The organism is Citrobacter sp. Cpo148 (assembly GCF_030332375.1).
Taxonomy (GTDB): Bacteria; Pseudomonadota; Gammaproteobacteria; order Enterobacterales; family Enterobacteriaceae; genus Citrobacter; species Citrobacter portucalensis.
In genome coordinates this window covers 326119-352492 of record NZ_JAOWHY010000040.1, presented here as the reverse complement: position 1 = coordinate 352492, position 26374 = coordinate 326119, and the positions used below count along the sequence as shown (strand labels likewise).

General features: G+C 52.7%; 24 protein-coding genes and 1 rRNA gene. 8 read left to right on the top strand and 17 right to left on the bottom strand.

From position 1 onward, the window contains the following. Positions 1–12: 12 nt before the first annotated feature. Both OGY10_RS05855 and gmhB read right to left on the bottom strand, forming a co-directional pair. Positions 13–1554 (bottom strand): 16S ribosomal RNA (locus OGY10_RS05855). Between the two features lie 369 nt (positions 1555–1923). Next, positions 1924–2490, bottom strand: a complete 567-nt coding sequence (gene gmhB, locus OGY10_RS05850) for a D-glycero-beta-D-manno-heptose 1,7-bisphosphate 7-phosphatase (protein WP_008786280.1) — start codon at positions 2488–2490, stop codon at positions 1924–1926. A gap of 189 nt (positions 2491–2679) precedes the next feature. Between gmhB and metN the strand changes: the two genes are divergently transcribed. The 6 genes from metN (at position 2680) to proS (ending at position 8274) form a co-directional block, all read left to right on the top strand. Next, a complete protein-coding gene (gene metN, locus OGY10_RS05845) occupies positions 2680–3711 on the top strand; it encodes a methionine ABC transporter ATP-binding protein MetN (RefSeq protein ID WP_003829140.1) in 1032 nt (343 codons plus the stop codon). Then, positions 3704–4357, top strand: coding sequence for a methionine ABC transporter permease MetI (locus OGY10_RS05840; protein ID WP_003018471.1), 654 nt, complete (start codon positions 3704–3706; stop codon positions 4355–4357). The genes metN and OGY10_RS05840 overlap by 8 nt, the downstream gene beginning before the upstream one ends. A gap of 44 nt (positions 4358–4401) precedes the next feature. Beyond that, positions 4402–5217, top strand: a complete 816-nt coding sequence (metQ, locus tag OGY10_RS05835; RefSeq protein ID WP_003829145.1) for a methionine ABC transporter substrate-binding lipoprotein MetQ — start codon at positions 4402–4404, stop codon at positions 5215–5217. 116 nt (positions 5218–5333) lie between these two features. Continuing rightward, positions 5334–5738, top strand: coding sequence for an envelope stress sensor lipoprotein RcsF (gene rcsF, locus OGY10_RS05830; protein ID WP_003018477.1), 405 nt, complete (start codon positions 5334–5336; stop codon positions 5736–5738). Continuing rightward, positions 5735–6442 carry a tRNA (N6-threonylcarbamoyladenosine(37)-N6)-methyltransferase TrmO gene (tsaA, locus tag OGY10_RS05825; RefSeq protein ID WP_003829147.1) on the top strand — a complete coding sequence of 236 codons (708 nt, stop codon included), beginning with the start codon at positions 5735–5737 and terminating at the stop codon, positions 6440–6442. The genes rcsF and tsaA overlap by 4 nt, the downstream gene beginning before the upstream one ends. 113 nt (positions 6443–6555) lie before the next feature. Continuing rightward, positions 6556–8274, top strand: a complete 1719-nt coding sequence (gene proS / locus OGY10_RS05820) for a proline--tRNA ligase (RefSeq protein WP_003829149.1) — start codon at positions 6556–6558, stop codon at positions 8272–8274. A gap of 44 nt (positions 8275–8318) precedes the next feature. On the opposite strand, the gene nlpE is transcribed toward proS, so the two are convergent. The 3 genes from nlpE to OGY10_RS05805 are packed head-to-tail and all read right to left on the bottom strand — an operon-like array spanning position 8319 to position 10012. Further along, complete coding sequence (nlpE, locus tag OGY10_RS05815) at positions 8319–9017, bottom strand: envelope stress response activation lipoprotein NlpE (protein WP_085951559.1); 699 nt, start codon at positions 9015–9017, stop codon at positions 8319–8321. A 30-nt stretch (positions 9018–9047) separates the two neighbouring features. Next, entirely contained in the window at positions 9048–9470 is a 423-nt protein-coding gene (arfB, locus tag OGY10_RS05810; RefSeq protein ID WP_032942412.1) for an alternative ribosome rescue aminoacyl-tRNA hydrolase ArfB, read from the bottom strand. Further along, complete coding sequence (locus tag OGY10_RS05805) at positions 9467–10012, bottom strand: YaeQ family protein (protein WP_003018497.1); 546 nt, start codon at positions 10010–10012, stop codon at positions 9467–9469. Before OGY10_RS05805 ends, arfB begins: the two co-directional genes overlap by 4 nt. Before the next feature lie 188 nt (positions 10013–10200). Between OGY10_RS05805 and OGY10_RS05800 the strand changes: the two genes are divergently transcribed. Further along, positions 10201–10401 carry a YaeP family protein gene (locus OGY10_RS05800; RefSeq protein ID WP_003018499.1) on the top strand — a complete coding sequence of 67 codons (201 nt, stop codon included), beginning with the start codon at positions 10201–10203 and terminating at the stop codon, positions 10399–10401. After that, positions 10388–10648, top strand: a complete 261-nt coding sequence (rof, locus tag OGY10_RS05795) for a Rho-binding antiterminator (protein WP_003018503.1) — start codon at positions 10388–10390, stop codon at positions 10646–10648. The genes OGY10_RS05800 and rof overlap by 14 nt, the downstream gene beginning before the upstream one ends. Before the next feature lie 42 nt (positions 10649–10690). On the opposite strand, the gene tilS is transcribed toward rof, so the two are convergent. The 12 genes from tilS to bamA all read right to left on the bottom strand — a co-directional run bounded on the left by tilS (position 10691) and on the right by bamA (position 26367). Further along, entirely contained in the window at positions 10691–11986 is a 1296-nt protein-coding gene (tilS, locus tag OGY10_RS05790; protein ID WP_191226404.1) for a tRNA lysidine(34) synthetase TilS, read from the bottom strand. Between the two features lie 61 nt (positions 11987–12047). After that, on the bottom strand, positions 12048–12437 hold the full coding sequence (locus OGY10_RS05785) for a VOC family protein (RefSeq protein WP_008786273.1): 390 nt from the start codon (positions 12435–12437) through the stop codon (positions 12048–12050). Between the two features lie 66 nt (positions 12438–12503). Further along, on the bottom strand, positions 12504–14642 hold the full coding sequence (gene ldcC / locus OGY10_RS05780) for a lysine decarboxylase LdcC (protein ID WP_100271477.1): 2139 nt from the start codon (positions 14640–14642) through the stop codon (positions 12504–12506). 99 nt (positions 14643–14741) lie between these two features. Next, on the bottom strand, positions 14742–15701 hold the full coding sequence (accA, locus tag OGY10_RS05775) for an acetyl-CoA carboxylase carboxyl transferase subunit alpha (protein WP_003829164.1): 960 nt from the start codon (positions 15699–15701) through the stop codon (positions 14742–14744). A 12-nt stretch (positions 15702–15713) separates the two neighbouring features. Further along, the gene (gene dnaE, locus OGY10_RS05770) at positions 15714–19196 is read right to left on the bottom strand and encodes a DNA polymerase III subunit alpha (protein ID WP_008786271.1); all 3483 of its coding nucleotides are present in this window, start codon (positions 19194–19196) and stop codon (positions 15714–15716) included. 24 nt (positions 19197–19220) lie between these two features. Continuing rightward, complete coding sequence (gene rnhB, locus OGY10_RS05765) at positions 19221–19817, bottom strand: ribonuclease HII (RefSeq protein ID WP_079934971.1); 597 nt, start codon at positions 19815–19817, stop codon at positions 19221–19223. Further along, positions 19814–20962, bottom strand: coding sequence for a lipid-A-disaccharide synthase (gene lpxB, locus OGY10_RS05760; protein WP_003829168.1), 1149 nt, complete (start codon positions 20960–20962; stop codon positions 19814–19816). Before lpxB ends, rnhB begins: the two co-directional genes overlap by 4 nt. After that, entirely contained in the window at positions 20962–21750 is a 789-nt protein-coding gene (lpxA, locus tag OGY10_RS05755; RefSeq protein ID WP_003018525.1) for an acyl-ACP--UDP-N-acetylglucosamine O-acyltransferase, read from the bottom strand. The genes lpxB and lpxA overlap by 1 nt, the downstream gene beginning before the upstream one ends. 3 nt (positions 21751–21753) lie before the next feature. After that, on the bottom strand, positions 21754–22209 hold the full coding sequence (gene fabZ / locus OGY10_RS05750; protein ID WP_003018528.1) for a 3-hydroxyacyl-ACP dehydratase FabZ: 456 nt from the start codon (positions 22207–22209) through the stop codon (positions 21754–21756). 103 nt (positions 22210–22312) lie between these two features. Further along, entirely contained in the window at positions 22313–23338 is a 1026-nt protein-coding gene (gene lpxD / locus OGY10_RS05745) for a UDP-3-O-(3-hydroxymyristoyl)glucosamine N-acyltransferase (RefSeq protein ID WP_003018531.1), read from the bottom strand. 3 nt (positions 23339–23341) lie between these two features. Next, the gene (gene skp, locus OGY10_RS05740) at positions 23342–23827 is read right to left on the bottom strand and encodes a molecular chaperone Skp (protein ID WP_003018533.1); all 486 of its coding nucleotides are present in this window, start codon (positions 23825–23827) and stop codon (positions 23342–23344) included. Positions 23828–23949: 122 nt separating this feature from the next. After that, a complete protein-coding gene (gene bamA / locus OGY10_RS05735) occupies positions 23950–26367 on the bottom strand; it encodes an outer membrane protein assembly factor BamA (protein WP_191226405.1) in 2418 nt (805 codons plus the stop codon). Between the last annotated feature and the right edge of the window lie 7 nt (positions 26368–26374).

The window sequence follows — 26374 nt, the reverse complement described above, 5'->3', positions numbered from 1 at the left end:
GGTTCTTTAAGGTAAGGAGGTGATCCAACCGCAGGTTCCCCTACGGTTACCTTGTTACGACTTCACCCCAGTCATGAATCACAAAGTGGTAAGCGCCCTCCCGAAGGTTAAGCTACCTACTTCTTTTGCAACCCACTCCCATGGTGTGACGGGCGGTGTGTACAAGGCCCGGGAACGTATTCACCGTGGCATTCTGATCCACGATTACTAGCGATTCCGACTTCATGGAGTCGAGTTGCAGACTCCAATCCGGACTACGACATACTTTATGAGGTCCGCTTGCTCTCGCGAGGTCGCTTCTCTTTGTATATGCCATTGTAGCACGTGTGTAGCCCTACTCGTAAGGGCCATGATGACTTGACGTCATCCCCACCTTCCTCCAGTTTATCACTGGCAGTCTCCTTTGAGTTCCCGGCCTAACCGCTGGCAACAAAGGATAAGGGTTGCGCTCGTTGCGGGACTTAACCCAACATTTCACAACACGAGCTGACGACAGCCATGCAGCACCTGTCTCAGAGTTCCCGAAGGCACCAAAGCATCTCTGCTAAGTTCTCTGGATGTCAAGAGTAGGTAAGGTTCTTCGCGTTGCATCGAATTAAACCACATGCTCCACCGCTTGTGCGGGCCCCCGTCAATTCATTTGAGTTTTAACCTTGCGGCCGTACTCCCCAGGCGGTCGACTTAACGCGTTAGCTCCGGAAGCCACGCCTCAAGGGCACAACCTCCAAGTCGACATCGTTTACGGCGTGGACTACCAGGGTATCTAATCCTGTTTGCTCCCCACGCTTTCGCACCTGAGCGTCAGTCTTTGTCCAGGGGGCCGCCTTCGCCACCGGTATTCCTCCAGATCTCTACGCATTTCACCGCTACACCTGGAATTCTACCCCCCTCTACAAGACTCTAGCCTGCCAGTTTCGGATGCAGTTCCCAGGTTGAGCCCGGGGATTTCACATCCGACTTGACAGACCGCCTGCGTGCGCTTTACGCCCAGTAATTCCGATTAACGCTTGCACCCTCCGTATTACCGCGGCTGCTGGCACGGAGTTAGCCGGTGCTTCTTCTGCGAGTAACGTCAATCGCTGCGGTTATTAACCACAACGCCTTCCTCCTCGCTGAAAGTACTTTACAACCCGAAGGCCTTCTTCATACACGCGGCATGGCTGCATCAGGCTTGCGCCCATTGTGCAATATTCCCCACTGCTGCCTCCCGTAGGAGTCTGGACCGTGTCTCAGTTCCAGTGTGGCTGGTCATCCTCTCAGACCAGCTAGGGATCGTCGCCTAGGTGAGCCGTTACCCCACCTACTAGCTAATCCCATCTGGGCACATCCGATGGCAAGAGGCCCGAAGGTCCCCCTCTTTGGTCTTGCGACGTTATGCGGTATTAGCTACCGTTTCCAGTAGTTATCCCCCTCCATCGGGCAGTTTCCCAGACATTACTCACCCGTCCGCCACTCGTCACCCAAGGAGCAAGCTCCTCTGTGCTACCGTTCGACTTGCATGTGTTAGGCCTGCCGCCAGCGTTCAATCTGAGCCATGATCAAACTCTTCAATTTAAAAGTTTGATGCTCAATGAATTAAACTTCGTAATGAATTACGTGTTCACTCGTTGAGACTTGGTATTCATTTTTCGTCTTGCGACGTTAAGAATCCGTATCTTCGAGTGCCCACACAGATTGTCTGATAAATTGTTAAAGAGCAGTTGCGACGCGCTTTAGCGCTCTGTCGCGAGGTGGCGTATATTACGCTTTCCTCTTTCAGAGTCAACCCTCATTTTCAGGTTTTTCTCTTCAACCGAACCGGCTGTTTGTGTGAAGTGATTCACATCCGCCGTGTCGATGGAGGCGCATTATAGGGAGTCGACTCAGGAAGACAAGCGGAAAAATGCATTTTTGTTTCAACCGCTCACCTTTTATCCACAACGCTTACTTTTGCTGCTTTTTGATCGCCATCGGCAGGTCTGCCAGACTATTTATAACCAAATCTGCCGCATTTTCTGCTTCCGGCGTGACGGGTTTGCCTGTGCGGACCAATACCTTCGTGCCAACATTCGCAGCTGTCGCCGCCTGCATATCTTCAATTTTATCGCCTACCATATAAGAAGCGGCCATATCGATGTGCAAGAAGTCTCGGGCGGAGATAAACATGCCAGGATGCGGTTTACGGCAGTCGCAGACCTGACGATACTCTTCTACAGTACCCTGCGGGTGATGCGGGCAGTAGTAGATACCATCCAGCTCAACGTCGCGATCGGCCAGCGACCAGTCCATCCATTCGGTCAACGTTTCAAACTGCGCCTCAGTAAATTTACCACGCGCGATACCAGACTGGTTCGTCACGATAATAAGCGCGTAACCCATCTTTTTAAGTTCACGCATGGCATCAATAACGCCGTCGATAAACTCAAACTCGTCGATCTCATGTACATAACCGTGGTCCACATTAATGGTACCGTCACGGTCGAGAAAAATTGCGGGTACAGACTTTGCCACCTTTTATAGCTCCTGAATAAGGCATGTGACTCTAGTATCGCATGTTTCAGCGGGCAAGAAAGTGCTCATCGTGCAAAGCCCGATTGATTTAGACGTCTGGATGCCTTAACATCCATCTTGTTGACGGCTTCGACCGTACCTGACAGACGAAAATGCCACGGCTAACTTAATTACGATAATAAATAACCAATGATTAAACTTTCGAATATCACCAAAGTGTTCCAGCAGGGGACTCGCACCATTCAGGCGCTAAATAATGTCAGCCTGCATGTTCCTGCCGGGCAGATTTATGGCGTTATTGGCGCCTCCGGTGCCGGTAAAAGTACGCTCATCCGCTGCGTTAACCTACTCGAACGCCCTACCGAAGGCAGCGTTCAGGTTGGCGGTCAGGAGCTGACCACGCTTTCTGAGTCGGAGCTGACTAAAGCTCGCCGTCAAATCGGCATGATTTTTCAGCACTTTAACCTGCTCTCTTCCCGTACGGTGTTCGGTAACGTCGCACTACCGCTGGAACTGGATAACACGCCAAAAGAAGAGATCAAACGCCGCGTAACAGAACTGTTGGATTTGGTTGGTCTTGGAGACAAGCACGATAGCTACCCGGCCAACCTTTCCGGTGGACAAAAACAGCGTGTGGCGATCGCCCGTGCGCTGGCAAGTAATCCCAAAGTGTTGCTGTGCGATGAAGCCACCAGCGCACTCGATCCGGCAACGACACGCTCGATTCTGGAATTATTGAAAGATATTAATCGTCGTCTGGGACTCACCATTCTGCTGATTACTCACGAGATGGACGTTGTAAAACGTATTTGTGACTGCGTGGCGGTCATCAGTAATGGTGAACTGATTGAGCAAGACACCGTTAGTGAAGTGTTCTCACACCCGAAAACGCCGCTGGCACAGAAATTTATCCAGTCCACGCTGCACCTGGATATTCCGGAAGATTATCTGGAACGTTTAAAAGCGGAGCCGGAAGCCGACAGCGTGCCGATGCTGCGTATGGAATTCACCGGTCATTCGGTCGATGCACCGCTACTTTCTGAGACGGCCCGTCGCTTTAATGTGAATAACAACATTATTAGCGCGCAGATGGATTACGCCGGCGGTGTAAAGTTCGGCATCATGCTGACTGAAATGCACGGCACACAGGAAGATACACAAGCAGCCATTAGCTGGTTGCAGGAACACCATGTAAAAGTAGAGGTACTGGGTTATGTCTGAGCCGATGATGTGGCTGCTGGTTCGCGGCGTATGGGAAACGCTGGCAATGACCTTTGTGTCCGGTTTTTTTGGCTTTGTGATTGGTCTGCCGGTCGGCGTGTTGCTGTACGTAACGCGTCCGGGGCAAATTATTGAGAACGCGAAGCTCTACCGTACGCTCTCTGCGCTGGTGAACATTTTCCGTTCCATCCCGTTCATCATCTTACTGGTGTGGATGATTCCGTTCACCCGCATGATCGTAGGCACCTCTATCGGACTGCAGGCAGCTATCGTTCCGCTGACTGTCGGTGCCGCGCCGTTTATCGCCCGTATGGTGGAAAACGCGCTGCTCGAAATCCCGACCGGGCTGATAGAAGCCTCTCGTGCGATGGGCGCCACACCGCTGCAAATTGTACGTAAGGTATTACTGCCAGAAGCGCTGCCAGGACTGGTCAATGCGGCCACCATCACCCTTATCACGCTGGTTGGTTACTCCGCGATGGGCGGTGCCGTCGGTGCCGGTGGTCTTGGACAGATTGGCTATCAGTACGGCTATATTGGTTACAACGCTACCGTAATGAATACAGTACTGGTATTGCTCGTCGTTCTGGTTTATTTAATTCAGTTATCCGGCGATCGCATCGTCCGGGCTGTCACGCACAAATAACGTTGCACACAACACTAAAAACTCATTAAGAAAAGGAAATAAGCATGGCGTTCAAATTCAAAACCTTTGCGGCAGTTGGAGCCCTGATCGGTTCTCTGGCACTTGTGGGTTGCGGTCAGGATGAAAAAGATCCTAATCACATCAAAGTGGGCGTTATTGTTGGCGCAGAGCAGCAGGTTGCAGAAGTCGCGCAGAAAGTGGCAAAAGAAAAATACGGTCTGGACGTTGAGCTGGTCACGTTTAACGATTACGTTCTGCCTAACGAAGCGCTGAGCAAAGGCGATATCGATGCTAACGCCTTCCAGCACAAACCATACCTGGACCAGCAGATCAAAGATCGTGGTTACAAGCTGGTTGCTGTAGGCAATACTTTTGTTTACCCGATTGCGGGCTACTCCAAAAAAATCAAATCACTGGATGAGCTGCAGGACGGTTCCCAGGTCGCGATTCCAAACGACCCGACTAACCTTGGCCGTTCCTTGCTGCTGCTGCAAAAAGTGGGCTTAATCAAACTGAAAGACGGTGTTGGCCTGCTGCCAACCGCGCTGGACGTGATTGAAAACCCGAAAAACCTGAAGCTGGTTGAACTGGAAGCACCGCAGCTGCCGCGTTCCCTGGACGATGCACAAATCGCACTGGCGGTCATCAACACCACCTACGCCAGCCAGATCGGCCTGACTCCGGCAAAAGACGGTATCTTTGTTGAAGATAAAGATTCCCCGTACGTAAACCTGATTGTAACTCGTGAAGACAATAAAGATGCTGAGAACGTGAAGAAATTCGTTGAAGCATACCAGTCTGACGAAGTGTACGAAGCAGCAAACAAAGTCTTCAACGGCGGTGCTGTTAAGGGCTGGTAATTTTAGGCTGTTTACAGAATCTGTAATATCATCAGGACGGGCGCTTGCCCGTCTTGTCATTTATGCAAGCACCTGATTCAATATCTGACGTTTAGATCATTCATTGAGGAAATATTATGCGTGCTTTACCGATCTGTTTAGTAGCACTCTTGCTGAGCGGCTGTTCTATGTTAAGCAGATCCCCTGTTGAACCCGTTCAAAGCACCGCAACCCCGCCGAAAGCGGAGCCGGAAAAACCGAAAGCACCGCGCGCTACGCCGGTAAGAATCATTACTAACGCTGAAGATTTAGTAGGCAAACCGTTCCGCGATCTTGGCGAAGTTAGCGGTGAATCCTGCCAGGCTTCAAACCAGGATTCCCCTCCGAGCATTCCAACCGCACGCAAACGCATGCAGATTAACGCATCAAAAATGAAAGCTAATGCGGTATTGCTGCACAGTTGCGAAGTGACCAGCGGAACGCCGGGTTGCTATCGTCAGGCGGTTTGCATCGGTTCTGCACTGAACATTTCGGCGAAATGAGCCATTTTCAGTTCGAGCAAATAGGCGTTATCCGCTCACCTTATAAAGAAAAGTTCGCCGTTCCACGTCAGCCCGGTCTGGTGAAAAGCGCCAGCGGTGAACTGCATTTGCTCGCACCTTATAACCAGGCCGATGCCGTTCGCGGCCTGGAAGCCTTCAGTCATTTGTGGGTGATTTTTGTTTTTCACCAGACAATGGAAGGTGGATGGCGTCCGACCGTGCGCCCTCCCCGCCTTGGCGGCAACGCCAGAATGGGTGTCTTTGCCACGCGTTCAACGTTTCGTCCTAACCCTGTTGGCATGTCGTTGGTTGAGCTACGGGGCATCCGCTGCCATAAAGAGCACGTGATCCTCGAACTCGGTGGGCTGGATCTTGTTGATGGCACGCCAGTCGTAGATATAAAACCGTATCTGCCGTTTGCCGAATCGTTACCCGATGCTCGCGCCAGCTATGCTCAGGATGCCCCCCAGGCCAGCGTAGACGTGACGTTCAGTGAAGATCTCGCGGAGCAGCTACCGAAGCTCGAACAACGTTACCCGCATCTTCGTCAGTTTATTGCCGAAGTGCTGGCGCAGGATCCGCGTCCTGCCTACCGTAAAAACGAGGAAGAAGGCAAAACCTACGCCGTCTGGCTGCTGGACTTTAACGTCCGCTGGCGCGTCACGCCGTCAGGATTTGAGGTCTTTGCTCTGGAAGCCCGCTAATTTGCGTCGCGTACTCTTTTGACATCCCTTTCTCGCTGGTAAACTAAACCACTTTTGTTTTGTGCCAGGCTCGTTTTGAGCCTGTTCGATCGTTCAACTGGAACCGTAACAACATGCGTACTAGCCAATATCTGCTCTCCACTCTGAAGGAGACACCTGCCGACGCCGAAGTCATCAGCCACCAGCTGATGCTGCGCGCCGGGATGATCCGCAAGCTGGCCTCCGGGTTATATACCTGGCTGCCGACCGGCGTGCGCGTCCTGAAAAAAGTCGAAAACATCGTGCGTGAAGAGATGAACAACGCCGGTGCGATCGAGGTGTTGATGCCGGTCGTTCAGCCTTCTGAACTGTGGGAAGAGAGCGGCCGTTGGGAACAATACGGCCCGGAACTGCTGCGTATTGCTGACCGTGGCGATCGTTCGTTCGTCCTCGGCCCAACGCATGAAGAAGTGATCACCGACCTGATCCGTAACGAGCTGAGCTCTTACAAACAGCTGCCGCTGAACTTCTATCAGATCCAGACCAAATTCCGTGACGAAGTCCGTCCGCGCTTCGGCGTGATGCGCTCCCGCGAATTCCTGATGAAAGATGCATACTCTTTCCACACCTCTCAGGAATCCCTGCAGGAAACCTACGACGCGATGTACGCTGCGTATAGCAAAATCTTCAGCCGTATGGGGCTGGATTTCCGTGCAGTACAAGCGGATACCGGTTCTATCGGCGGCAGCGCCTCTCACGAATTCCAGGTGCTGGCGCAGAGCGGCGAAGACGATGTGATCTTCTCCGACTCCTCTGACTATGCGGCGAACATCGAATTTGCCGAAGCCGTTGCGCCGAAAGAGCCGCGCGCGGCAGCAACCCAGGAAATGACGCTGGTAGATACGCCGAACGCTAAAACCATCGCCGAACTGGTTGAGCAGTTCAACCTGCCTATCGAAAAAACCGTGAAAACCCTGCTGGTGAAAGCGGTTGAAGGCAGCAGCTACCCGCTGGTCGCCCTGCTGGTTCGTGGCGATCACGAGCTGAACGAAGTCAAAGCGGAAAAACTGCCGCAGGTTGCCAGCCCGCTGACCTTTGCCACCGAAGAAGAAATTCGTGCGCTGGTAAAAGCAGGTCCTGGCTCGCTCGGTCCGGTGAATATGCCAATTCCGGTGGTTATCGACCGTACCGTTGCAGTAATGAGCGATTTCGCTGCCGGTGCCAACATCGACGGTAAACACTATTTCGGTATCAACTGGGATCGCGACGTGGCCACCCCGGAAGTTGCTGACATCCGTAACGTGGTCGCCGGCGACCCTAGCCCGGACGGCAAAGGTACGCTGATGATCAAACGCGGTATCGAAGTCGGCCATATCTTCCAGTTGGGTACCAAGTACTCTGAAGCGATGAAAGCCGCCGTTCAGGGCGAAGATGGCCGTAACCAGACGCTGACTATGGGCTGCTACGGTATCGGGGTCACTCGCGTAGTCGCTGCTGCTATTGAACAAAACTTTGACGATCGTGGCATCGTATGGCCAGATGCCATTGCCCCGTTCCAGGTCGCCATTCTGCCGATGAACATGCACAAATCCTACCGTGTGCAGGAGCTGGCTGAGAAGCTGTACGCTGAGCTGCGCGCGCAGGGTATTGAAGTGCTGATGGACGATCGTAAAGAACGTCCGGGCGTGATGTTTGCCGATATGGAACTGATCGGTATCCCGCACACCATCGTGCTGGGCGACCGTAACCTCGACAACGACGATATCGAATACAAATACCGTCGTAACGGCGAGAAAGAGCTGATTAAAACCGGCGACATCGTCGACTTCCTGGTCAAAGCCATTAAAGGCTAATACCAACAAAAAGGCCCTGATTATCAGGGCCTTTTTTCTATCGATTAATTACACGCTTTACCAGGGATAAATTTCGCGTCTTTATCCGCCATCAACGTTTTCACTTTCTCACCCGTATCCGGGTTTGACTCCAGCGTGAAATGTGCCTCAAGCGTCAGCAGTACGGACTGTCCGTTTTCCGCACGAGCGGCTAAATAGTCGCGTTCAAGCTGAGCGTTATTCGCCACCGGCATCCGTTTACCCGTTGCGCAGTCGGTAAAGATTGCCGCGTCAGCCATGTAGAAATACATGCCTCGCATCGGCATTGGCGTCACCGGTAAGCTGGCGGAAACCGGCTGGAGCGTGTAGTTAAACTGTGACTCAATCGGGTTACCTTCACGATCGAGCATTTCCAGCGCCTCGCCTTTAGCCCGGTAGTACGACTTTTCACCTTTGCTGTCGGTCAGCACCAGTTTGTCGGCTGTACGCGCCCATGTGCCATAAGAGGCAAACGAAGACGGTTCATCCCGCACGCCCTGATAGCGTTCGTTCATCACCCATGTGCCGTCTTTTTCCAGAAACAGAGAGGTTTCAATCCCTTCGCAGTCCGCGCAAGGTAAGATGCCACGCCAGCTTTGCTGCATCGGTTTTAATTCTGCCGCCCGCGTCGGCTGTAGTACTTCAACTTCAGTACGATTATTACAGCCAATCAAGGAAAAAAGCGTGCATGCAGCGACCACGGACAATATTGCTGTTTTCACTATCAATTCCTTATTAATTTTTATTCCCGCTCGTCAGTCTTGCGTTCGACGAACTCTCCCGCGCAGTGCTTTCACTGTGGATTTTTGCGCCTTCGATGACAACCTACGCTCTTTCGAGGCGCGCGTAGGGCGAGTTGCCTGTCGGCTTTTTTGCACCGCGGTTAATTCTTTTATCACCGCCACCAGTCGGGAGATTGCCGCTTCCCGATTGAGCTCTTGGCTACGGTATTCCTGCGCCTTAATGATAATAATGCCATCGCCGCTAATCAGATGATGGCTGGCGGCCAGCAGGCGTTCCTTGTAATACTCTGGCAGGCTCGAGGCCCGAATGTCAAAGCGCAAATGGATAGCCGTCGAGGTCTTGTTAACGTGCTGACCACCCGCGCCTTGTGCCCGAATCGCCGTGATTTCCAGCTCATTATCAGGGATAGAGACGTTTCGGGAGAGAACAATCATGAACGCGGCTGCCACGCGGTCAGATGAATTTCCAGATTGTTCTGAGAATCGGACAGCCAAATAGCGCCGTCCTGAATAGTCGCCTGCAGCGCCATTGTACGACCAGCAAAATCACTCAGTTGCGCCAGCTGTTCATCATCCAGATACCACACGGTGAGATTTTTAAACTGCGCACATTTGTTCTGGTTTTGCTGCCACCAGATCTGAGCCGCACGGCTGTTGTAGGCAAACAGAGCAACCTCACCAGACTGGGTACAGGCTTTCTTGATACGGCGCTCATCCGGCAGACCCAGCTCAATCCAAAGATCGATGCCCAGATGGTCGTTACGCAGCCATGCTTCAGGCTCGTCTTCCGCGCTCAGGCCACGCGTGAACTGCAGCCGTTCATCGGCATATTTAATCCAGGCCAGCAGGCGCAGCATCATGCGCTCCTGGGTTTCAGAGGGGTGACGCGCCAGCGTCAAGGCCGCGTCAAGAAACTGGTTGCGGTCAAGATCCGCTACGTTGACGACGGCTTTATAAATTGTCGCTTTAAGCGCCATGGGAGAACTCCTTTCGAATCAGGCGCACATTGTAGCGAAAACTGCGGCAAAAGGCTGCTAACTGCTCATCTATCAAGGCGCTGATATTGCTTGAATGAGTATGGTATAGTCACCTTGCTAAACAGAGTTTATCTTCGTAGGCTTAGACTTGCATCCACGGTTAAGTCAGAGTGCTGACAGGAGGGCATGTGGAAAAATATTGTGAGTTAATACGCAAGCGGTACGCGGAAATCGCCAGCGGAGACTTAGGGTATATCCCGGATGCGCTGGGTTGCGTATTGAAGGTGCTTAATGAAGTGGCGGCAGACAGCGCCCTTCCAGAGTCGGTCAGGGAAAAAGCGGCCTATGCTGCCGCGAACTTACTGGTGAGCGATTATGTCAATGAATGAAACGTATCAACCCATCAATTGCGATGATTACGACAATCTTGAACTCGCCTGCCAGCACCATTTGTTACTGACGCTGGCGTTAAAAGATGGCGAAGTTTTGCAGGCGAAAGCGAACGACCTGGTTTCACGCAAAAACGTGGAGTATCTGGTCGCAGATGTCGCAGGTGAAACCCGGGAGCTTCGCCTCGACAAAATTGCCAGCTTCAGCCACCCGCAGATCGGTACCGTGGTGGTCAGCGAATCCTGATTATTTTGGTGCCGGATGACGGTGCAAAGCACCTTATCCGGCCTACTTTCCACGCCAAACCAGACTCACGCCTTCTTCATCTTCCGCCGCTCCCTCACGCGTCACGAAAACACCCGCAGCCGCAATCAACGTTTCGCCGTAAAACAGCATCGGTGTGGTATCTCGTCGCCAGGGTGGAATCCCCTGCTCCTGCCAGATTTTCTTTAATTTCCGTCCACCGTTACGCCCGACAATATGCAATAACCCTGGTGCTTTGAAACGAATGCTGACAGCTTCATCCGCTTGCGGCATGCGCAATTCACCCGCAGAAATTAACTGAACCGAACCCAATCCGGCAGGCAGCGCCAACGGTGTTTTCCACTCTAACCATGGGATAACGGTTTCGCTTTGCCCATCGACTGACTTCACCCACCACAGCTGTGACTGATAACGACGGACCTCGTACTCCCCGAGGCGAAAACAGGGTGAGGCATCTTCCCGCGCCAGCGCCACTTCCTGCCAGATACGTTCCAGTCCATCACGAGAAGGCATCGGCGCATTTAACCCCGCCAGCCAGCGACGAAGCAGCGCGGCACGACGCACGTCGCTCATCATCATTAACGGTACCAGTAGCAGTGTGCCGTGGGCTGTGATGCAATCGGCTAAATCGCTGGCCAGCAGTTCATCCAGTAAACTCTCCTGCTCAGCACACAGCGCGGCGCTGCGGGCTACGGCTTGCGCGAAGTGCGGCCAGCGCTGTTGCAGCAATGGGGTAACGCGCAATCTGAGGAAATTGCGATCGTAGGTATCGTCCTGATTGCTTTCATCTTCAATCCAGCATAATTCATGCTGCCGCGCCCATGCTTCAAGCGCCTCACGCGTTTGCGCCAGCAGCGGTCGAATCAGCTGAGTTCCGGCGAACGGTGAACATTCCCCCATGGCGGAAAGTCCGGCAGGGCCGCTGCCGCGCTTAAGCGCCAGCAGAAAGGTTTCACACTGGTCATCGAGATGCTGGGCGGTCATTAGCACCTCGCCCGGTAGTAAGGTCTGCGCAAATGCCTGATAGCGCGCGCGTCGTGCCTGAGCTTCGATGCCCAGACCATCATCCTCAAGGTGTACCCGCTCAACCACCAGCGGCACCTGCCACTGCATACATACTGACTCACAGTGCTGCACCCAACTGTCTGCATGTGGGCTTAATCCGTGATGAATATGGATTGCGCGTAAAGCGACCTCAGGATGCTGCGCTCGCCACTGCACCAGCTGATGCAGGAGTACGGTTGAGTCCAGCCCGCCGCTAAAGGCGACCAAAATCGATTGAGAATTCAGCAGTGAAGTGTTCAGCGTGAGTGTCGTCATGATGGTTACTTACAATGGCATTGCCCGGCACGTTACCGGGCTAATGCCACAATGACAAGCCTTACATCTCGTACAGTTCGAGGGGCAATCCGTCCGGATCGTTGAAAAACGTAAAGCGTTTACCGGTAAATGGATCGATACGTATGGATTCACACTTCACGTGGTGTGCTTCCAGATGCGCGATCGACTTTTCCACATCCTCCACGCTGAACGCCAGATGACGCAAACCGCAGGCTTCCGGTCGGCTCGGACGGCAAGGTGGAAACGGGAAAGAAAAAAGCTCAATAACATACTGGCCGTTCAATGCCAGATCGCCTTTCCACGAGTCTCTCTCTTCCCGATAGGCTTCGCTCATCAGTGTAAAGCCAAGCACATCGCAGTAAAATGCCTTACTCGCCGCGTAGTCCGTCGCAATAATGGCAATATGGTGAACCTGTTTTAATCCCAGCATAGCGTCATCGCCTCTTTCATTTTTCTGTCAGCACGTTACTCGTACGTCTTAGGGTCAGGCAAGTCGTTATGCCATTTTTAAGACTCTCACGCGATACACACCATCCTCGCCCAGTTTAGCGCCATGGATATCGGTTTCAAATCCCGGGTAGCGCTGCCCCACTGAACACAGCATCAGAAGAAAATCGAGGACAGCCCGGCTTTTGGCAGTGATCATTTCCCCGGGCATCAAGAGCGGCACGCCTGGAGGATAAGGCAGGATCATATTGGCGGACACGCGTCCTACCAGTTGATCAAGCGCCACGGTTTCCACCTCACCTTTGATCTGCCGCTGCCAGGCCTGGTGCGGTGTCATTTTCATTTCCGGCAAGGTATCAAATGCCCGCAGCATCAGTCCGGAGAGATCGTGCTGGCGGATAAGCTTATGGATCCCCTGCGCCAGATCCTGAATACGCATATTGCGATAGAAATCGGGATCTTCAGCATACAGATCCGGCAGCATATTTTTCACGCGCAAATTCAGATCGTACGAGCGCTTAAATTCCGTCAAGCCACGTAGCAGCCCCATCGCCCGGGTTTTATCTATGCCAATACTGAACAGGAATAACAGGTTATACGGTCCCGTTTTTTCGACGACGACGCCGCGTTCATCAAGGAATTTCGCCACCAGCGCCGCGGGGATCCCCTCTTCGCTCATATTTCCCTGTTCATCCATTCCCGGCGTCAGAATCGTGACCTTCACAGGGTCGAGGAACATGTGGTCGGCATCAGCATCAACAAATCCGTGCCAGTCTTCACCTGGCGCTACCGGCCAACATTCTGCTTCATCGACCTTTTCCGGCTGCCAGATATCAAAGAACCAGCCATCCGACTCTTCGCGCAGACGCTGCACTTCTTTACGGAAATGCAACGCCCGTTCCACCGAACGATTGATTAACCGCTTGCCGGAATTGCCACGCAGCATTGCCGCCGCCGTTTCTATCGACGCCACAATCGGATAGCTCGGAGACGTGGAGGTGTGCATCATAAAGGCTTCGTTGAACGTGTCTTCATCATAGTCACCCTTAATGTGGATCAGCGAAGCCTGTGACAACGCCGCCAGCATCTTGTGGGTGGACTGGGTTTCAAATATCACCTTTCCCGGTACCCGTTCGCCGCTCATCCCGCTTTTCCCCTGATAGATCGGATGAAAATGGGTATACGGCACCCAGGCTGAATCAAAATGGATGGAGGGCACATCCAGGGTTTGCTTGATCCAGTTGGTGTTATAAAGCAGCCCGTCATAGGTGGAGTTGGTGATCACCGCGTGTACCGGCCATTGCGCCTGAGTCGTCTCTTCTACCTTGCGTTCAATACTTGCATGGGTAAATTCCCGACGGGGTATACCACCGAGGATCCCCAACGCGTTACGCGTAGGCTTCAACCAGATTGGCACCACATCGCTCATCATCAGCAAATGCGCCAGCGACTTATGGCAGTTGCGGTCAATCAGTAGCGTACTTCCTGCAGGCGCAGCATACATACCGACAATCTTGTTCGATGTCGAGGTGCCATTGGTCACCATGTAGCTCTGCTCAGCACCAAAGGTGCGAGCGATGTACTCCTCCGCTTCAAGGTGCGGACCGGTATGATCAAGCAATGAGCCCAGTTCGGTTACGGAAATGGACACGTCGGCTTTCAGCGTATTGCCGCCAAAGAAATCATAGAACAGGCAGCCGACCGGGCTTTTCTGGTACGCCGTACCCGCCATGTGCCCGGGCGTACAGAAGGTATACTTTCCTTCCTTCACATAGGTAAACAGCGCCTTGGTGAACGGAGGCGTGATGTTATCGAGGTATTCGCTGGTGTACTGGCGAATGCGGGTGGCAATGTCTTCAGACTGACCCAGCGCATACTCAAAAAACCACAGCGCCATGCGCAGGTCGTGCGCACTGACATCCATCGTCGAATGGGTATTAATAAAGGCATAGAGCGGGAGATACTCGTTGAGCTGGTTGATGTCACTGCACAGCTCCAGGCTATATTCATCCCAGTCAAAAATGACGCCGCAAATTCGCGGGTTGTGTTCGATAAACTTCAGCAGGTCGACACTATTCTGCGGCCAGATAATCTGAAATCCCTGCTGTTGCAGCGCACGCTCAAGTTCCTTGATGGGCTCATCTTTATAAAAGACGCCATGCGGTCCCATGATGGCAATGATATTCATGCGTTCCTCCTGGAAAAACCTTAGTTAATCATAGCCTGGTCAAACCGCAGGTAAAAAAAAGGGCCACAACGTAGTGGCCCTTTTCAGAATAAATGCAGTTTACGCGTAACCGTAGCTCATCAGACGCTGGTAACGACGGTTTTTCAGATCGTCTTTGCTTAACACGTCGAGATCGGCGAGATCGGCCAGCAGCTGTGCTTTCAGGGACGCAGCCATCACTTCCGGATTGCGGTGTGCACCGCCTAACGGTTCCGGAATGATAGAGTCGATAAGCTTCAGCTCTTTCAGACGCGGGGCAACAATTCCCATCGCTTCTGCGGCCAGCGGTGCTTTGTCGGCGCTTTTCCACAGAATGGAAGCACAACCTTCCGGGGAGATAACGGAATAGGTGCTGTATTGCAGCATATTCACTTTATCGCCTACACCGATCGCCAGCGCGCCACCGGAACCACCTTCACCGATAACGGTGCAGATTACCGGTACGCTCAGACGCGACATTTCACGCAGGTTGCGCGCGATCGCTTCTGACTGACCACGCTCTTCCGCGCCCACGCCCGGGTAAGCCCCTGGGGTGTCGATGAAGGTAATGATCGGCATGTTGAAACGCTCGGCCATTTCCATCAGACGCAGCGCTTTGCGATAGCCTTCCGGCGCTGGCATGCCGAAATTACGGCGAATCTTTTCTTTGGTCTCACGGCCTTTCTGATGACCAATGATCATCACCGGGCGGCCATCCAGACGCGCGATACCGCCAACAATAGCTTTATCATCCGCATAGGCACGATCGCCCGCCAGCTCATCAAATTCATCAAACGCCAGGCGGACATAATCCAGGGTGTACGGACGCTGTGGATGGCGCGCCAGTTGGGCTACCTGCCATGCGCCAAGATCGGCGAAGATTTTACGCGTCAGTTCTACGCTTTTTTCACGCAGGCGATGCACTTCTTCATCGATGTTAATATCCAGTTTCTCATCCTGACGGCTAACCGCAGTCAAAGAATCGATTTTTGCTTCCAGCTCTGCAATCGGCTGTTCAAAATCAAGGAAATTCAGACTCATAGTATTCCTGTATTAGTCAAACTCCAGTTCCACCTGCTCCGAACCAATAAGGCCACGGAGATCGTTTAGCAAACGATCGCTCGGAGAGACACGCCACGTCGCGCCAAAACGCAACCGCGCACGTGCATCCGCCCTCTGATAGTAGAGATGTACTGGAATTGTCCCCGAGCGGTGGGGTTCCAGAGACTGACGGAGTCGGTTTAAAAGCTGGTCATCAATTTGCCTGTCCGTCAGCGAGATAGCAAGCCCGCGAGCATATTTTTCCCGGGCTTCGTCAATATCCATGACTTCACGGGCCATCATTTTAAGCCCGCCGCTGAAGTCATCAAAGCTGACCTGTCCGCTGACGATAAGTATGCGGTCTTTTTCCAGCAATTGCTGGTATTTATCCAGAGCATCGGTAAACAACATAACTTCCAGACGTCCGGAACGGTCATCCAGTGTACAGATGCCGATACGATTGCCGCGCTTGGTGACCATTACCCGCGCAGCAATGACGAGCCCCGCAGCCGTGGTGACTTTACCACGTTCTGTCGGATGCATGTCTTTCAGCCTGTAGCCTCCGACATAGCGCTCAATTTCTTTTAAATACTGGTTGATGGGGTGTCCCGTCAGGTAAAGCCCCAACGTTTCACGCTCACCATCTAATACCACCTGCTCCGGCCACGGTTGGCAACTGGCATAGGATTGTTCAATTTGCTCCGGTTCTTCCGCCAGCACGCCAAACATATCGGCCTGACCGATGGCTTCGGCTTTTGCATGCTGATCGGCGGCTTTTAGCGCATCGTTGAGCGAATTCATCAACGCCGCCCGATGCGGGCCAAGGCGATCAAACGCCCCGGACATGATTAGCTTTTCCAGCACCCGGCGGTTAAGTTTTTTGATATCCGTGCGCGCACAGAGATCAAACAGCTCACGGAAGTAACCGCCTTCGTTACGCGCCTCAATAATAGCTTCAATTGGTCCTTCACCCACGCCTTTTATCGCGCCGATGCCATAAACAATCTCGCCATCATCATTCACGTGAAAATGGTAAAGCCCGGAGTTGATATCCGGCGGCAGGATTTTGAGCCCCATACGCCAGCATTCATCTACCAGCCCGACCACTTTTTCAGTGTTATCCATATCGGCGGTCATTACCGCCGCCATAAACTCAGCAGGATAATGCGCCTTCAGCCACAGCGTCTGGTAAGAGACGAGCGCATAGGCTGCGGAGTGCGATTTGTTAAATCCGTAACCGGCGAATTTCTCCACCAGGTCAAAGATTTTCATCGCCAGTTCGCCGTCTACGCCGCGCTTTTTCGCCCCTTCTTCAAAGGTGCCGCGCTGCTTAGCCATCTCTTCCGGCTTTTTCTTACCCATCGCACGACGCAGCATATCCGCGCCGCCAAGGGTGTACCCGGACAACTCCTGGGCAATCTGCATAACCTGTTCCTGATACAGGATAATGCCGTAGGTCGGCTCCAGTACCGGTTTCAGACACTCATGCTGCCATTGTACGTCCGGGTAGGAAATCTCTTCGCGACCATGCTTACGGTCGATAAAGTTATCTACCATCCCCGACTGTAGCGGACCTGGGCGGAACAGAGCCACCAGTGCGATCATGTCTTCGAAGCAGTCAGGCTGCAGACGTTTGATCAGGTCTTTCATACCGCGGGATTCAAGCTGGAAGACCGCCGTGGTCTCCGAGCGTTGCAGCATATCGAAGCTTTTCTTGTCATCCAGCGGTATAGCCGCAATATCCAGCGGTGGCTCACCGTTCTTTTCACGGCGCGCGTTGATCATTTCCAGCGCCCAGTTGATGATGGTGAGCGTACGCAGGCCGAGGAAGTCGAACTTCACAAGACCGGCATATTCCACGTCGTTCTTATCAAACTGAGTAACCGGGTGCAGCCCCTGCTCATCGCAGTACAGCGGCGCAAAATCAGTAATTTTTGTCGGTGCGATAACCACACCACCGGCGTGCTTACCAGCGTTACGCGTGACGCCTTCCAGTTTACGCGCCATATCAATCAGCGCTTTAACCTCTTCATCTGCCTCATAGATTTCTGGCAGTTGGGGTTCGGCTTCAAAGGCTTTTGCCAGCGTCATGCCCGGGTCGGGCGGCACCAGTTTCGAAATACGGTCAACGAAACCGTACGGATGCCCCAGCACGCGGCCCACGTCGCGGATAACCGCTTTTGCAGCCATCGTACCAAAGGTAATAATCTGCGAAACCGCATCACGACCGTACATTTCCGCCACGTGCTCGATAACCTGGTCGCGTTTCTCCATACAGAAGTCAACGTCGAAGTCGGGCATTGAGACACGTTCCGGGTTAAGGAAACGTTCGAACAGCAGGTCAAATTCCAGCGGATCGAGATCGGTAATTTTCAGCGCATAGGCGACAAGTGAGCCAGCGCCGGAACCACGTCCCGGGCCTACCGGTACGCCGTTATCTTTCGACCACTGGATAAATTCCATAACGATCAGGAAGTAGCCTGGGAATCCCATCTGGTTGATAACTTTAAGTTCAACTTCCAGACGTTCATCGTAAGGCGGGCGCTTCTGCGCACGAACTTCAGGGTCAGGGAACAAAAATTCGAGACGTTCTTCCAGCCCTTCGCGTGATTTCGCCACGAGGAAATCCTCGGTGGTCATATCGCCGGTCGGGAACTGCGGCAGGAAGTATTCGCCAAGACGCACCGTCACGTTGCAGCGTTTGGCTATCTCGACGGTGTTTTGCAGCGCTTCCGGAATATCGGAGAACAGCTCGCACATCTCATCTTCGCTGCGCATGTACTGCTGCGGCGAATAGTTACGCGGGCGTTTCGGGTCATCAAGGGTGAACCCGTCGTGGATCGCTACGCGGATTTCATGCGCATCGAAATCTCCGGTTTCCAGGAAGCGGACATCGTTAGTCGCCACCACCGGTAGACCACGCGTTTCGGCTAGCGCTACAGCTGCGTGCAGATAATTTTCTTCATCTTGCCTGCCGGTGCGAATCAGTTCGAGGAAATAGCAATTGGGAAAATGTTCTTCGTAAAACGCCACGCACTCGTCAACCAATGCGCTATTGCCGCGCAGCAGGCTGCGTCCGACATCGCCCATGCGACCGCCGGAGAGCAAAATCAAACCTTCTTTTAGCTCAACCAACCAGTCCCGGTCGATAACCGGTCCTTCTGCGCCATAGCCGCGCTGATAGGCTTTCGAAATCAACAACGTCAGGTTCTGATAGCCGGTATTATTTGCGGCCAGCACGGTGAGCTGCGTAAGTTCATCGCCCAACAGCTCACTGCGGACATGAAAATCTGCGCCAACTATCGGCTTGATACCCGCGCCGTGGCCCGCTCCGTAAAACTTCACCAGACCACACAGGTTGGTAAAATCGGTGATCGCCAGCGCAGGCATGCCTAACGCGGCCGCCTTTTTCACCAGCGGCCCGGTTTTCGCCAGCCCATCGATCATGGAGTAGTCGCTGTGCACCCGTAGGTGGACGAAACGTGGTTCAGACATCTTCAGATTCCTTCGACACAAGAATCAGGACGAGAGTCCCAGTGCGCGTTTGACGGGGCCAAAGCTGCGGCGATGGTGCTCAGTCGCACCATGCAGTGCCAATTTTTCCAGATGAAATGCGGTTGGATAGCCTTTGTGCTGTGCAAAACCATACTGTGGAAAAACCGTATCCAGCGCCGCCATTTCAGCGTCACGGGTCACTTTTGCCAGAATCGATGCGGCGCTGATCTCCGCCACGCGGCTATCACCTTTGACCACCGCCATCGACGGTACCGGTAATGCCGGGCAACGATTGCCGTCAATCAGCACGTATTCGGGCGCAATATGCAAACCCGCAACCGCACGCTGCATGGCCAGCATGGTGGCATGCAAAATGTTCAGCTCGTCGATTTCATGCGGTTCCGCCCGACCAAGGCTCCAGCTTAACGCTTTTTCTTTAATTTCATCAAACAGCGCCAGGCGACGTTTTTCTGACAGTTTTTTTGAGTCATTAAGACCGATAATAGGGCGAGTCGGATCCAGAATGACGGCAGCAGTGACGACCGCACCGACCAAAGGGCCGCGCCCGACTTCATCCACACCCGCCACTAAATGCGTATGCGGATACACAAATTCAATCATTGCGCTAACTCCAGGACCGCATCCGCCGCCTGCTCATCAGCATTGCAACGGATCTGCTGGTGCAGTTCACGGAATGTGTCGTGCATCGCATGGCTGGTTTTACCATTTGCCAGCAACGGCAACAGCGCTTGCGACAGCGCCTGCGGTTCACACTCTTCCTGCAACAGCTCTTTAACCAGTTCTCTTCCCGCCAGCAGGTTAGGTAGCGAAACGTAATCCGTTTTCACCAGGCGCTTCGCCAGCCAAAAGGTGAAGGGTTTCATACGGTAGCCAACCACCATCGGGCATTTTGCCAGCATACACTCCAGCGCGGCGGTACCTGAAGCCAGCAGTGCGGCATCGCTGGCCACCATTGCTTCACGTCCCATACCATTGAGCAGATGTACAGAAAGCTCCGGTGCAACTTCCGCTTTAATGCGTTCAAACTGCTCGCGACGTTTGGCATTCACCAACGGCACCACCACTTCGAGATCCGGATAATGCTGGCGTAATAGCTGCGCCGTTTTCAGAAAATCGGCGCTGAGCATCTCCACTTCTGCACCGCGGCTTCCTGGCAGTAGCGCCAGGCAGTGAGCGTCATGAGGAATACCCAGAACATCACGGGCCGCATTTTTATCCGGGTCCAACGGCATGGCATCTGCCATGGTATGACCGATAAAGCGGCACGGGACGTTAAATTTGTCATAAAACGCCTTTTCGAAAGGCAGAAAGGCCAGCACCATGTTGGTGGATCTGCCTATTTTGAAAACGCGTTTCTGTCGCCACGCCCAGACGGACGGACTGACATAATGAATGGTTTTAATGCCCTGTTTTTTCAAATTCCCTTCGAGGGTAATATTGAAATCAGGCGCATCAATGCCGACGAAAACATCCGGCTTTAAGTCGGTGAATCGGCGAGTGAGGTCGGCACGAATATGCAGTAAACGGCGCAGGCGTCCGAGCACTTCAACAATGCCCATGACCGCCAGCTCTTCCATTTCGTACCAGGCTTCACAGCCTTCGGCCTGCATCAGCGGACCCGCCACGCCAACAAAGCGCGCATTGGGAACGCGAGCCTTGAGTGCACGGATTAACCCTGCACCAAGAATATCGCCGGAGGTTTCTCCGGCGACGAGGGCAATCGTTAAAGGACGCTGTTCAGTCATTAACGAATCAGGCCACGCGTTGAGCGTTCAAAGAAGTCGCTGAAAGCCTGAACTTCGGGGTACTGTTTCGCCAGTTCCGCGATTTCTGGTTTCACTTCTTCCAGCGTTTTACCGCTACGGTACAACGCTTTGTAGGCGTTACGAATCGCGGTAATCGCTTCGCGGGTGAATCCACGACGCTTCAGACCTTCGATATTGACGCCAAACGGCGTCGCGTGGTTGCCCTGGGCGATAACGTACGGAGGCACGTCCTGGGCTACACCAGAACAGCCGCCAACCATCACATGAGCACCGATGATGCAGAACTGATGCACCGCAGTCATGCCGCCGATGATAACAAAATCATCAAGCGAAACATGTCCGGCAAGCGTGGCGTTATTCGCCAGAATACAGCGGTTGCCTACCGTACAATCATGCGCGACGTGCGCATTAATCATCAGTAAGTTATCGCTGCCCACCTTCGTCACTCCACCGCCCTGCACTGTGCCACGATGAATGGTGACGCTTTCGCGGATGCGGTTGCGATCGCCAATTTCCACACGGGTCGGTTCGCCAGCATATTTAAGATCCTGGTTAACTTCACCGATGGAGGCAAACTGATAGATCTCGTTATCGCGACCAATTTTTGTATGGCCATTCACGACAACGTGAGACTTCAGTACGGTACCCTCACCAATTTCAACATGGGGTCCAACAATACAAAATGGGCCAATGTGAGCATTGGCACCAATGCTGGCGCCCTCTTCTACAATGGCGGTCGGGTGAATAAAGGCGGATTTATCAATCACGTATCAGGCCTCCCGGCTACGGGCACACATCATCGTTGCTTCGCACACAACTTTACCGTCGACCAGCGCAACCCCTTTAAAACGGGTCAGGCCACGGCGCGTTTTCTCGAAAGTCACTTCCATGATCATCTGATCGCCAGGCACGACAGGACGCTTAAAGCGTGCTTCATCAATACCCGCGAAATAATACAGTTCGCCTGGTTCCAGTTTTCCTACGCTTTTAAACGCGAGGATACCGGTAGCCTGTGCCATCGCTTCCAGAATCAATACGCCAGGGAAAATAGGTTTACCCGGGAAGTGGCCCTGAAAGAAAGGCTCGTTAACGGATACATTTTTCACTGCGCGCAGAAAACGACCTTCTTCAAAATCCAGCACGCGGTCAACCAGCAGAAACGGAAAACGGTGCGGCAGAAGTTCTAAAATCTCTTCAATATGCAGAGTATGAGTGTTAGTAGTCAAAATACTCTTCCTGTCAAAATATACTAAAAGGCAATAATAACACGGCCTGTCGCAATCGTATGAATGGGACAGGCCGAAAAGTCAGACATGCAAAAACGGTGCTTTAGTCTTGTTGATTAACCTTGCGCTCAATCGCTTTGAGGCGCTTGCTCATATCATCAATATTCATCACCAGTGCAGCTGTTTTACGCCATACCTTGTTGGGTTGTAGCGGAATGCCTGAGGAGTAGACGCCAGGTTCAGTGATAGGACGCATCACCATACCCATGCCAGTTACCGTAACTTTGTCGCATATTTCCATATGCCCATTGATCACGCTGGCACCGCCAATCATGCAATAACGGCCAATCTTCAGGCTACCCGCCATAATGACGCCACCGGCTACCGCCGTATTGTCGCCAATCACAACGTTATGCGCAATCTGGCACTGGTTATCAATGATAACACCATTACCGATCACAGTATCGTCCAGAGCACCACGGTCAATGGTGGTACAAGCGCCGATCTCGACGCGATCGCCGATAATCACGCGACCAAGCTGGGGGATCTTCACCCAGTTACCACGATCGTTCGCGTAACCAAATCCATCAGATCCAACGACAGTGCTGGACTGGATCAGACAATTTTCACCGATCTGGATGTCGTGGTAAATCGTCACATTCGCCCACAAGCGTGAACCTGCACCGATTTTGGTATTTTTTCCGACGAAGCAACCTGCACCGATAACCACGTTATCGCCCAGTTCTACGCCAGACTCAATGACCGCATTTGCGCCCACAGAGACATTATTACCCAGCTTCGCCGTTGCATCGATCACTGCACTGGGTGCAATGTTCTGTGCAGGCTGAGGCGTGGTATCTAAAATTTGCGCCATACGTGCATAGGTCAGGTAGGGATTCTTCACTACCAGCGCCGCACTCTTAGCAAAAGGAAGATCGTCCTGCGTCATCACAACGGCAGACGCCTGGCATACGCCTAAATGTTCACGGTATTTAGGATTCACCATGAACGTGATATTGCCAGTTTGCGCAGATTGCATGGACGCTACGCCGGTGATGACGATATCGCCATCACCGTGTAATTCTGCATCCAACTGCTCTGCTAAATCAGCCAGTCGAATTGAAGGCATTACTTATTTAACCTGTTTCAGTACGTCAGCGGTGATGTCTTTTACATCGCTGCTGTTGTATGCAACGGTGTTTGCGTCAACGACCAGATCAATGCTCTGGCTGCTGGCAACAGATTTCACAGCTGTCTGGATACGAGTAACCAGTTTGCCACGTTCTTCGTTGGAACGACGTGCACGATCCTGCTCGAAAGCCTGAGCTTTCTGAGAGAAAGTCTGGCGCTGAGCCATGACGTCTTTTTCCAGCTTGGTACGATCGCTACCTGCTTTCATTGATTGCAGACGCTGCATTTTAGATTGCAGATCGGATTCCATACGCTGCAGTTCGCTGGCACGGCCTTTGAACTCGTTTTCCAGCGTAGCAGAAACACCCGTCTTCTGTGCAACCTGTTGGAACAGGCTACCCATATTGACGATTGCAATTTTGTCAGCAGCCTGTGCGGACGTTGCCATCGCTAAACCGAGACCTGCAGCTAATAACCACTTTTTCACAATTAACTCCTTACCATCCCATTTGCACCCGAAGGTGCAGTTCTTTGCGTGGCCAGGCGATCCCATGCAAGATCGCCTAAAGTCATCGCTACACTACCACTACATTCCTTTGCGAAGAACAGTTACCAGGTTTTACCAATGTTAAACTGGAACTGTTCCGCTTTGTCTCCATCGTACTTCTTGAACGGCTGGGCGTAGGAGAAAACCAACGGCCCCAATGGGGACATCCATTGTAACGCGATACCTGCAGACATACGGATATTGCTCGGATCACCGTAATCTGGAACCCCAATAGCGCGAGTTTGATCGCTATCCTGCCAGTTAGTATCCCAAACGGTACCCATATCCCAGAAGAAGGAGGTACGGACCGAGTTAGCATACTTATCGCTGATAAACGGCGTCGGGGTAATAAATTCCAGGCTGGCTACGGCCATGGCGTTACCACCGACCGCATCGTCTGATTTACAGTACGAACCGTCTTTATTGGTACACTCTTCGTAGCTGTCAGTATCGCCGGCGTAAGCCCCAGGTTTATAGACCGCTTTCGGACCGATGGTATTAGACTGGAAACCACGCACGGTGCTGGAGCCACCCGCATAGAAGTTCTCGTAGAACGGCAACTCTTTGCTGCCTATACCGTCTCCATAACCTACCTTGGTACGACCCAGGACGACCCATTTATGATCGTCATCGATCGGCACATAGGTCGCGGTATCCATCGACAGCTTGTAGTATTCGTTGTCTGAACCCGGAATGGTGACTTTACCGTTCAGGTTGACGCGCGTACCTTCCGTTGGGAAGTACCCACGGTCAAGCTTGTTATATGTCCAACCATAGTTAAAGGTGAAGTCATCTGCAGCAAAGCTGTTGGTATTGCTCTCACCCATTGACTCAAGATAACGATCCATCGCAACCTGCGGCTGCATATTGGACAGTTTGTTATGTACATAACCCAGGCCCGCACGCAACGTGTTGTATTCGTTGACCGGGAAGCCCAGCGTCACGTCTGTACCATAACTTTTGTTGGTATAGTCGGACAGGTCTGCATCATCCGCTTCAAAGTCGTTATAGAAGACGCGGCCACCAAGGCTCACACCATCAACGGTGAAGTACGGGTTAGTGACAGACAACTCAGTATAGGTCTGGTAGTCGTTTTTGGTGCCGTTAATCCCGACAGAATAACCGGTACCTAACCAGTTATCTTGCTGAACGCCAGCCTGGAAACTCACGCCGCTCTCGGTACCGTAACCGACGCCGAAGTTAAAGCTACCGGTGTTACGCTCTTTAACCTTGTAGACCACATCAACCTGATCTGGACGGCCCGGAACACGCTGAGTATCGGTATCAACGGTTTCAAAGTAACCCAGACGGTTCAGACGCTCTTTACCCTGGTCGACCAGATCGCTGCCCAACCATGCGCCTTCCATCTGACGCATTTCGCGACGCAGAACGGAGTCTTTAGAAGTGTCGTTACCTTCAAAACGGATCTTACGCACATAGAAACGGTTACCCGCATCCACGTTTACACGTAATTTAACGGTTTTGTCGGCGTCGTTGATTTCAGGCTGCGACTGAACGCGCGGATAGGCATAGCCATAGCGACCCAGAAGCTTCTTGATGTCATCTTCCATTTTGGTCACTTTGGTGCCGTTATAGAGTTCACCTGGCTCGATCTTCGTCAGGGTCTCAATTTCGGCGGAGTGCCCGGCCAGGTTACCGCTCACCTGAACCCCAGAAAGCTTGTACTGCTCGCCTTCAGTGATATTAACGGTGATGTAGATGCCTTTTTTATCCGGCGTCAGGCTGACCTGAGTGGAATCAATATTGAAGCGAGCATAACCGCGATCCAGATAGTAGCTACGCAGGGTTTCAAGGTCGCCCGCCAGCTTCTGTTTCTGGTATTTACGATCGCCCACCACGTTCCACCACGGCACTTCGTCACGCAACTGGAAGTGAGAGATAAGTTCGTCAGTCGAGAAGGCATGGTTGCCGACGATATTGATCTGTTGGATCTTCGCCGAAACACCTTCCTGGAAGACCAGCTTGAGGTCAACGCGGTTACGCGGCAACGGCGTCACCACCGCTTTCACACTGGCGCTGTACTTACCGACGCTATAGTAGAAATCTTCCAGGCCCTTTTCGATATCGGCAAGCGTTGTGCGATCCAGAGACTCGCCAACACGCACGCCAGACGCCTCGAGGTTTTGCTTCAGCATGTCATCTTTCACCGATTTGTTACCGGAGAAAGTGATGCTGGCAATCGTCGGACGTTCTTTTACCTGAACCAGAAGGGTATCACCATCGCGCAGGACGCGGACATCCTCAAAGTTTCCGGTGGCGAACAGAGCACGAATGGTATTACTGATGTCTTCATCATTAACCGTGTCGCCTGTGCGCACCGGCATACTGAGGAGAGCCGCACCAACGGCGACTCGCTGTAGGCCTTCGAAATGAATGTCCTTCACTACGAACCCTTCAGCACCGTATACGGTGGCGCTGCTAAACAGCAGCGACGCTATGAGCAACTTTTTCATCGCCATCGTTATT

What these genes read in the sequence shown, in the direction of transcription:
- metN (WP_003829140.1), top strand. Translation starts at nt 2,680, where the DNA reads ATGATTAAACTTTCGAATATCACCAAAGTGTTCCAGCAGGGGACTCGC.
- OGY10_RS05840 (WP_003018471.1), top strand. Translation starts at nt 3,704, where the DNA reads ATGTCTGAGCCGATGATGTGGCTGCTGGTTCGCGGCGTATGGGAAACG.
- metQ (WP_003829145.1), top strand. Translation starts at nt 4,402, where the DNA reads ATGGCGTTCAAATTCAAAACCTTTGCGGCAGTTGGAGCCCTGATCGGT.
- rcsF (WP_003018477.1), top strand. Translation starts at nt 5,334, where the DNA reads ATGCGTGCTTTACCGATCTGTTTAGTAGCACTCTTGCTGAGCGGCTGT.
- tsaA (WP_003829147.1), top strand. Translation starts at nt 5,735, where the DNA reads ATGAGCCATTTTCAGTTCGAGCAAATAGGCGTTATCCGCTCACCTTAT.
- proS (WP_003829149.1), top strand. Translation starts at nt 6,556, where the DNA reads ATGCGTACTAGCCAATATCTGCTCTCCACTCTGAAGGAGACACCTGCC.
- arfB (WP_032942412.1), bottom strand. Translation starts at nt 9,470, where the DNA reads ATGATTGTTCTCTCCCGAAACGTCTCTATCCCTGATAATGAGCTGGAA.
- OGY10_RS05805 (WP_003018497.1), bottom strand. Translation starts at nt 10,012, where the DNA reads ATGGCGCTTAAAGCGACAATTTATAAAGCCGTCGTCAACGTAGCGGAT.
- rof (WP_003018503.1), top strand. Translation starts at nt 10,388, where the DNA reads ATGTCAATGAATGAAACGTATCAACCCATCAATTGCGATGATTACGAC.
- tilS (WP_191226404.1), bottom strand. Translation starts at nt 11,986, where the DNA reads ATGACGACACTCACGCTGAACACTTCACTGCTGAATTCTCAATCGATT.
- OGY10_RS05785 (WP_008786273.1), bottom strand. Translation starts at nt 12,437, where the DNA reads ATGCTGGGATTAAAACAGGTTCACCATATTGCCATTATTGCGACGGAC.
- ldcC (WP_100271477.1), bottom strand. Translation starts at nt 14,642, where the DNA reads ATGAATATCATTGCCATCATGGGACCGCATGGCGTCTTTTATAAAGAT.
- accA (WP_003829164.1), bottom strand. Translation starts at nt 15,701, where the DNA reads ATGAGTCTGAATTTCCTTGATTTTGAACAGCCGATTGCAGAGCTGGAA.
- dnaE (WP_008786271.1), bottom strand. Translation starts at nt 19,196, where the DNA reads ATGTCTGAACCACGTTTCGTCCACCTACGGGTGCACAGCGACTACTCC.
- rnhB (WP_079934971.1), bottom strand. Translation starts at nt 19,817, where the DNA reads ATGATTGAATTTGTGTATCCGCATACGCATTTAGTGGCGGGTGTGGAT.
- lpxB (WP_003829168.1), bottom strand. Translation starts at nt 20,962, where the DNA reads ATGACTGAACAGCGTCCTTTAACGATTGCCCTCGTCGCCGGAGAAACC.
- lpxD (WP_003018531.1), bottom strand. Translation starts at nt 23,338, where the DNA reads ATGCCTTCAATTCGACTGGCTGATTTAGCAGAGCAGTTGGATGCAGAA.
- bamA (WP_191226405.1), bottom strand. Translation starts at nt 26,367, where the DNA reads ATGGCGATGAAAAAGTTGCTCATAGCGTCGCTGCTGTTTAGCAGCGCC.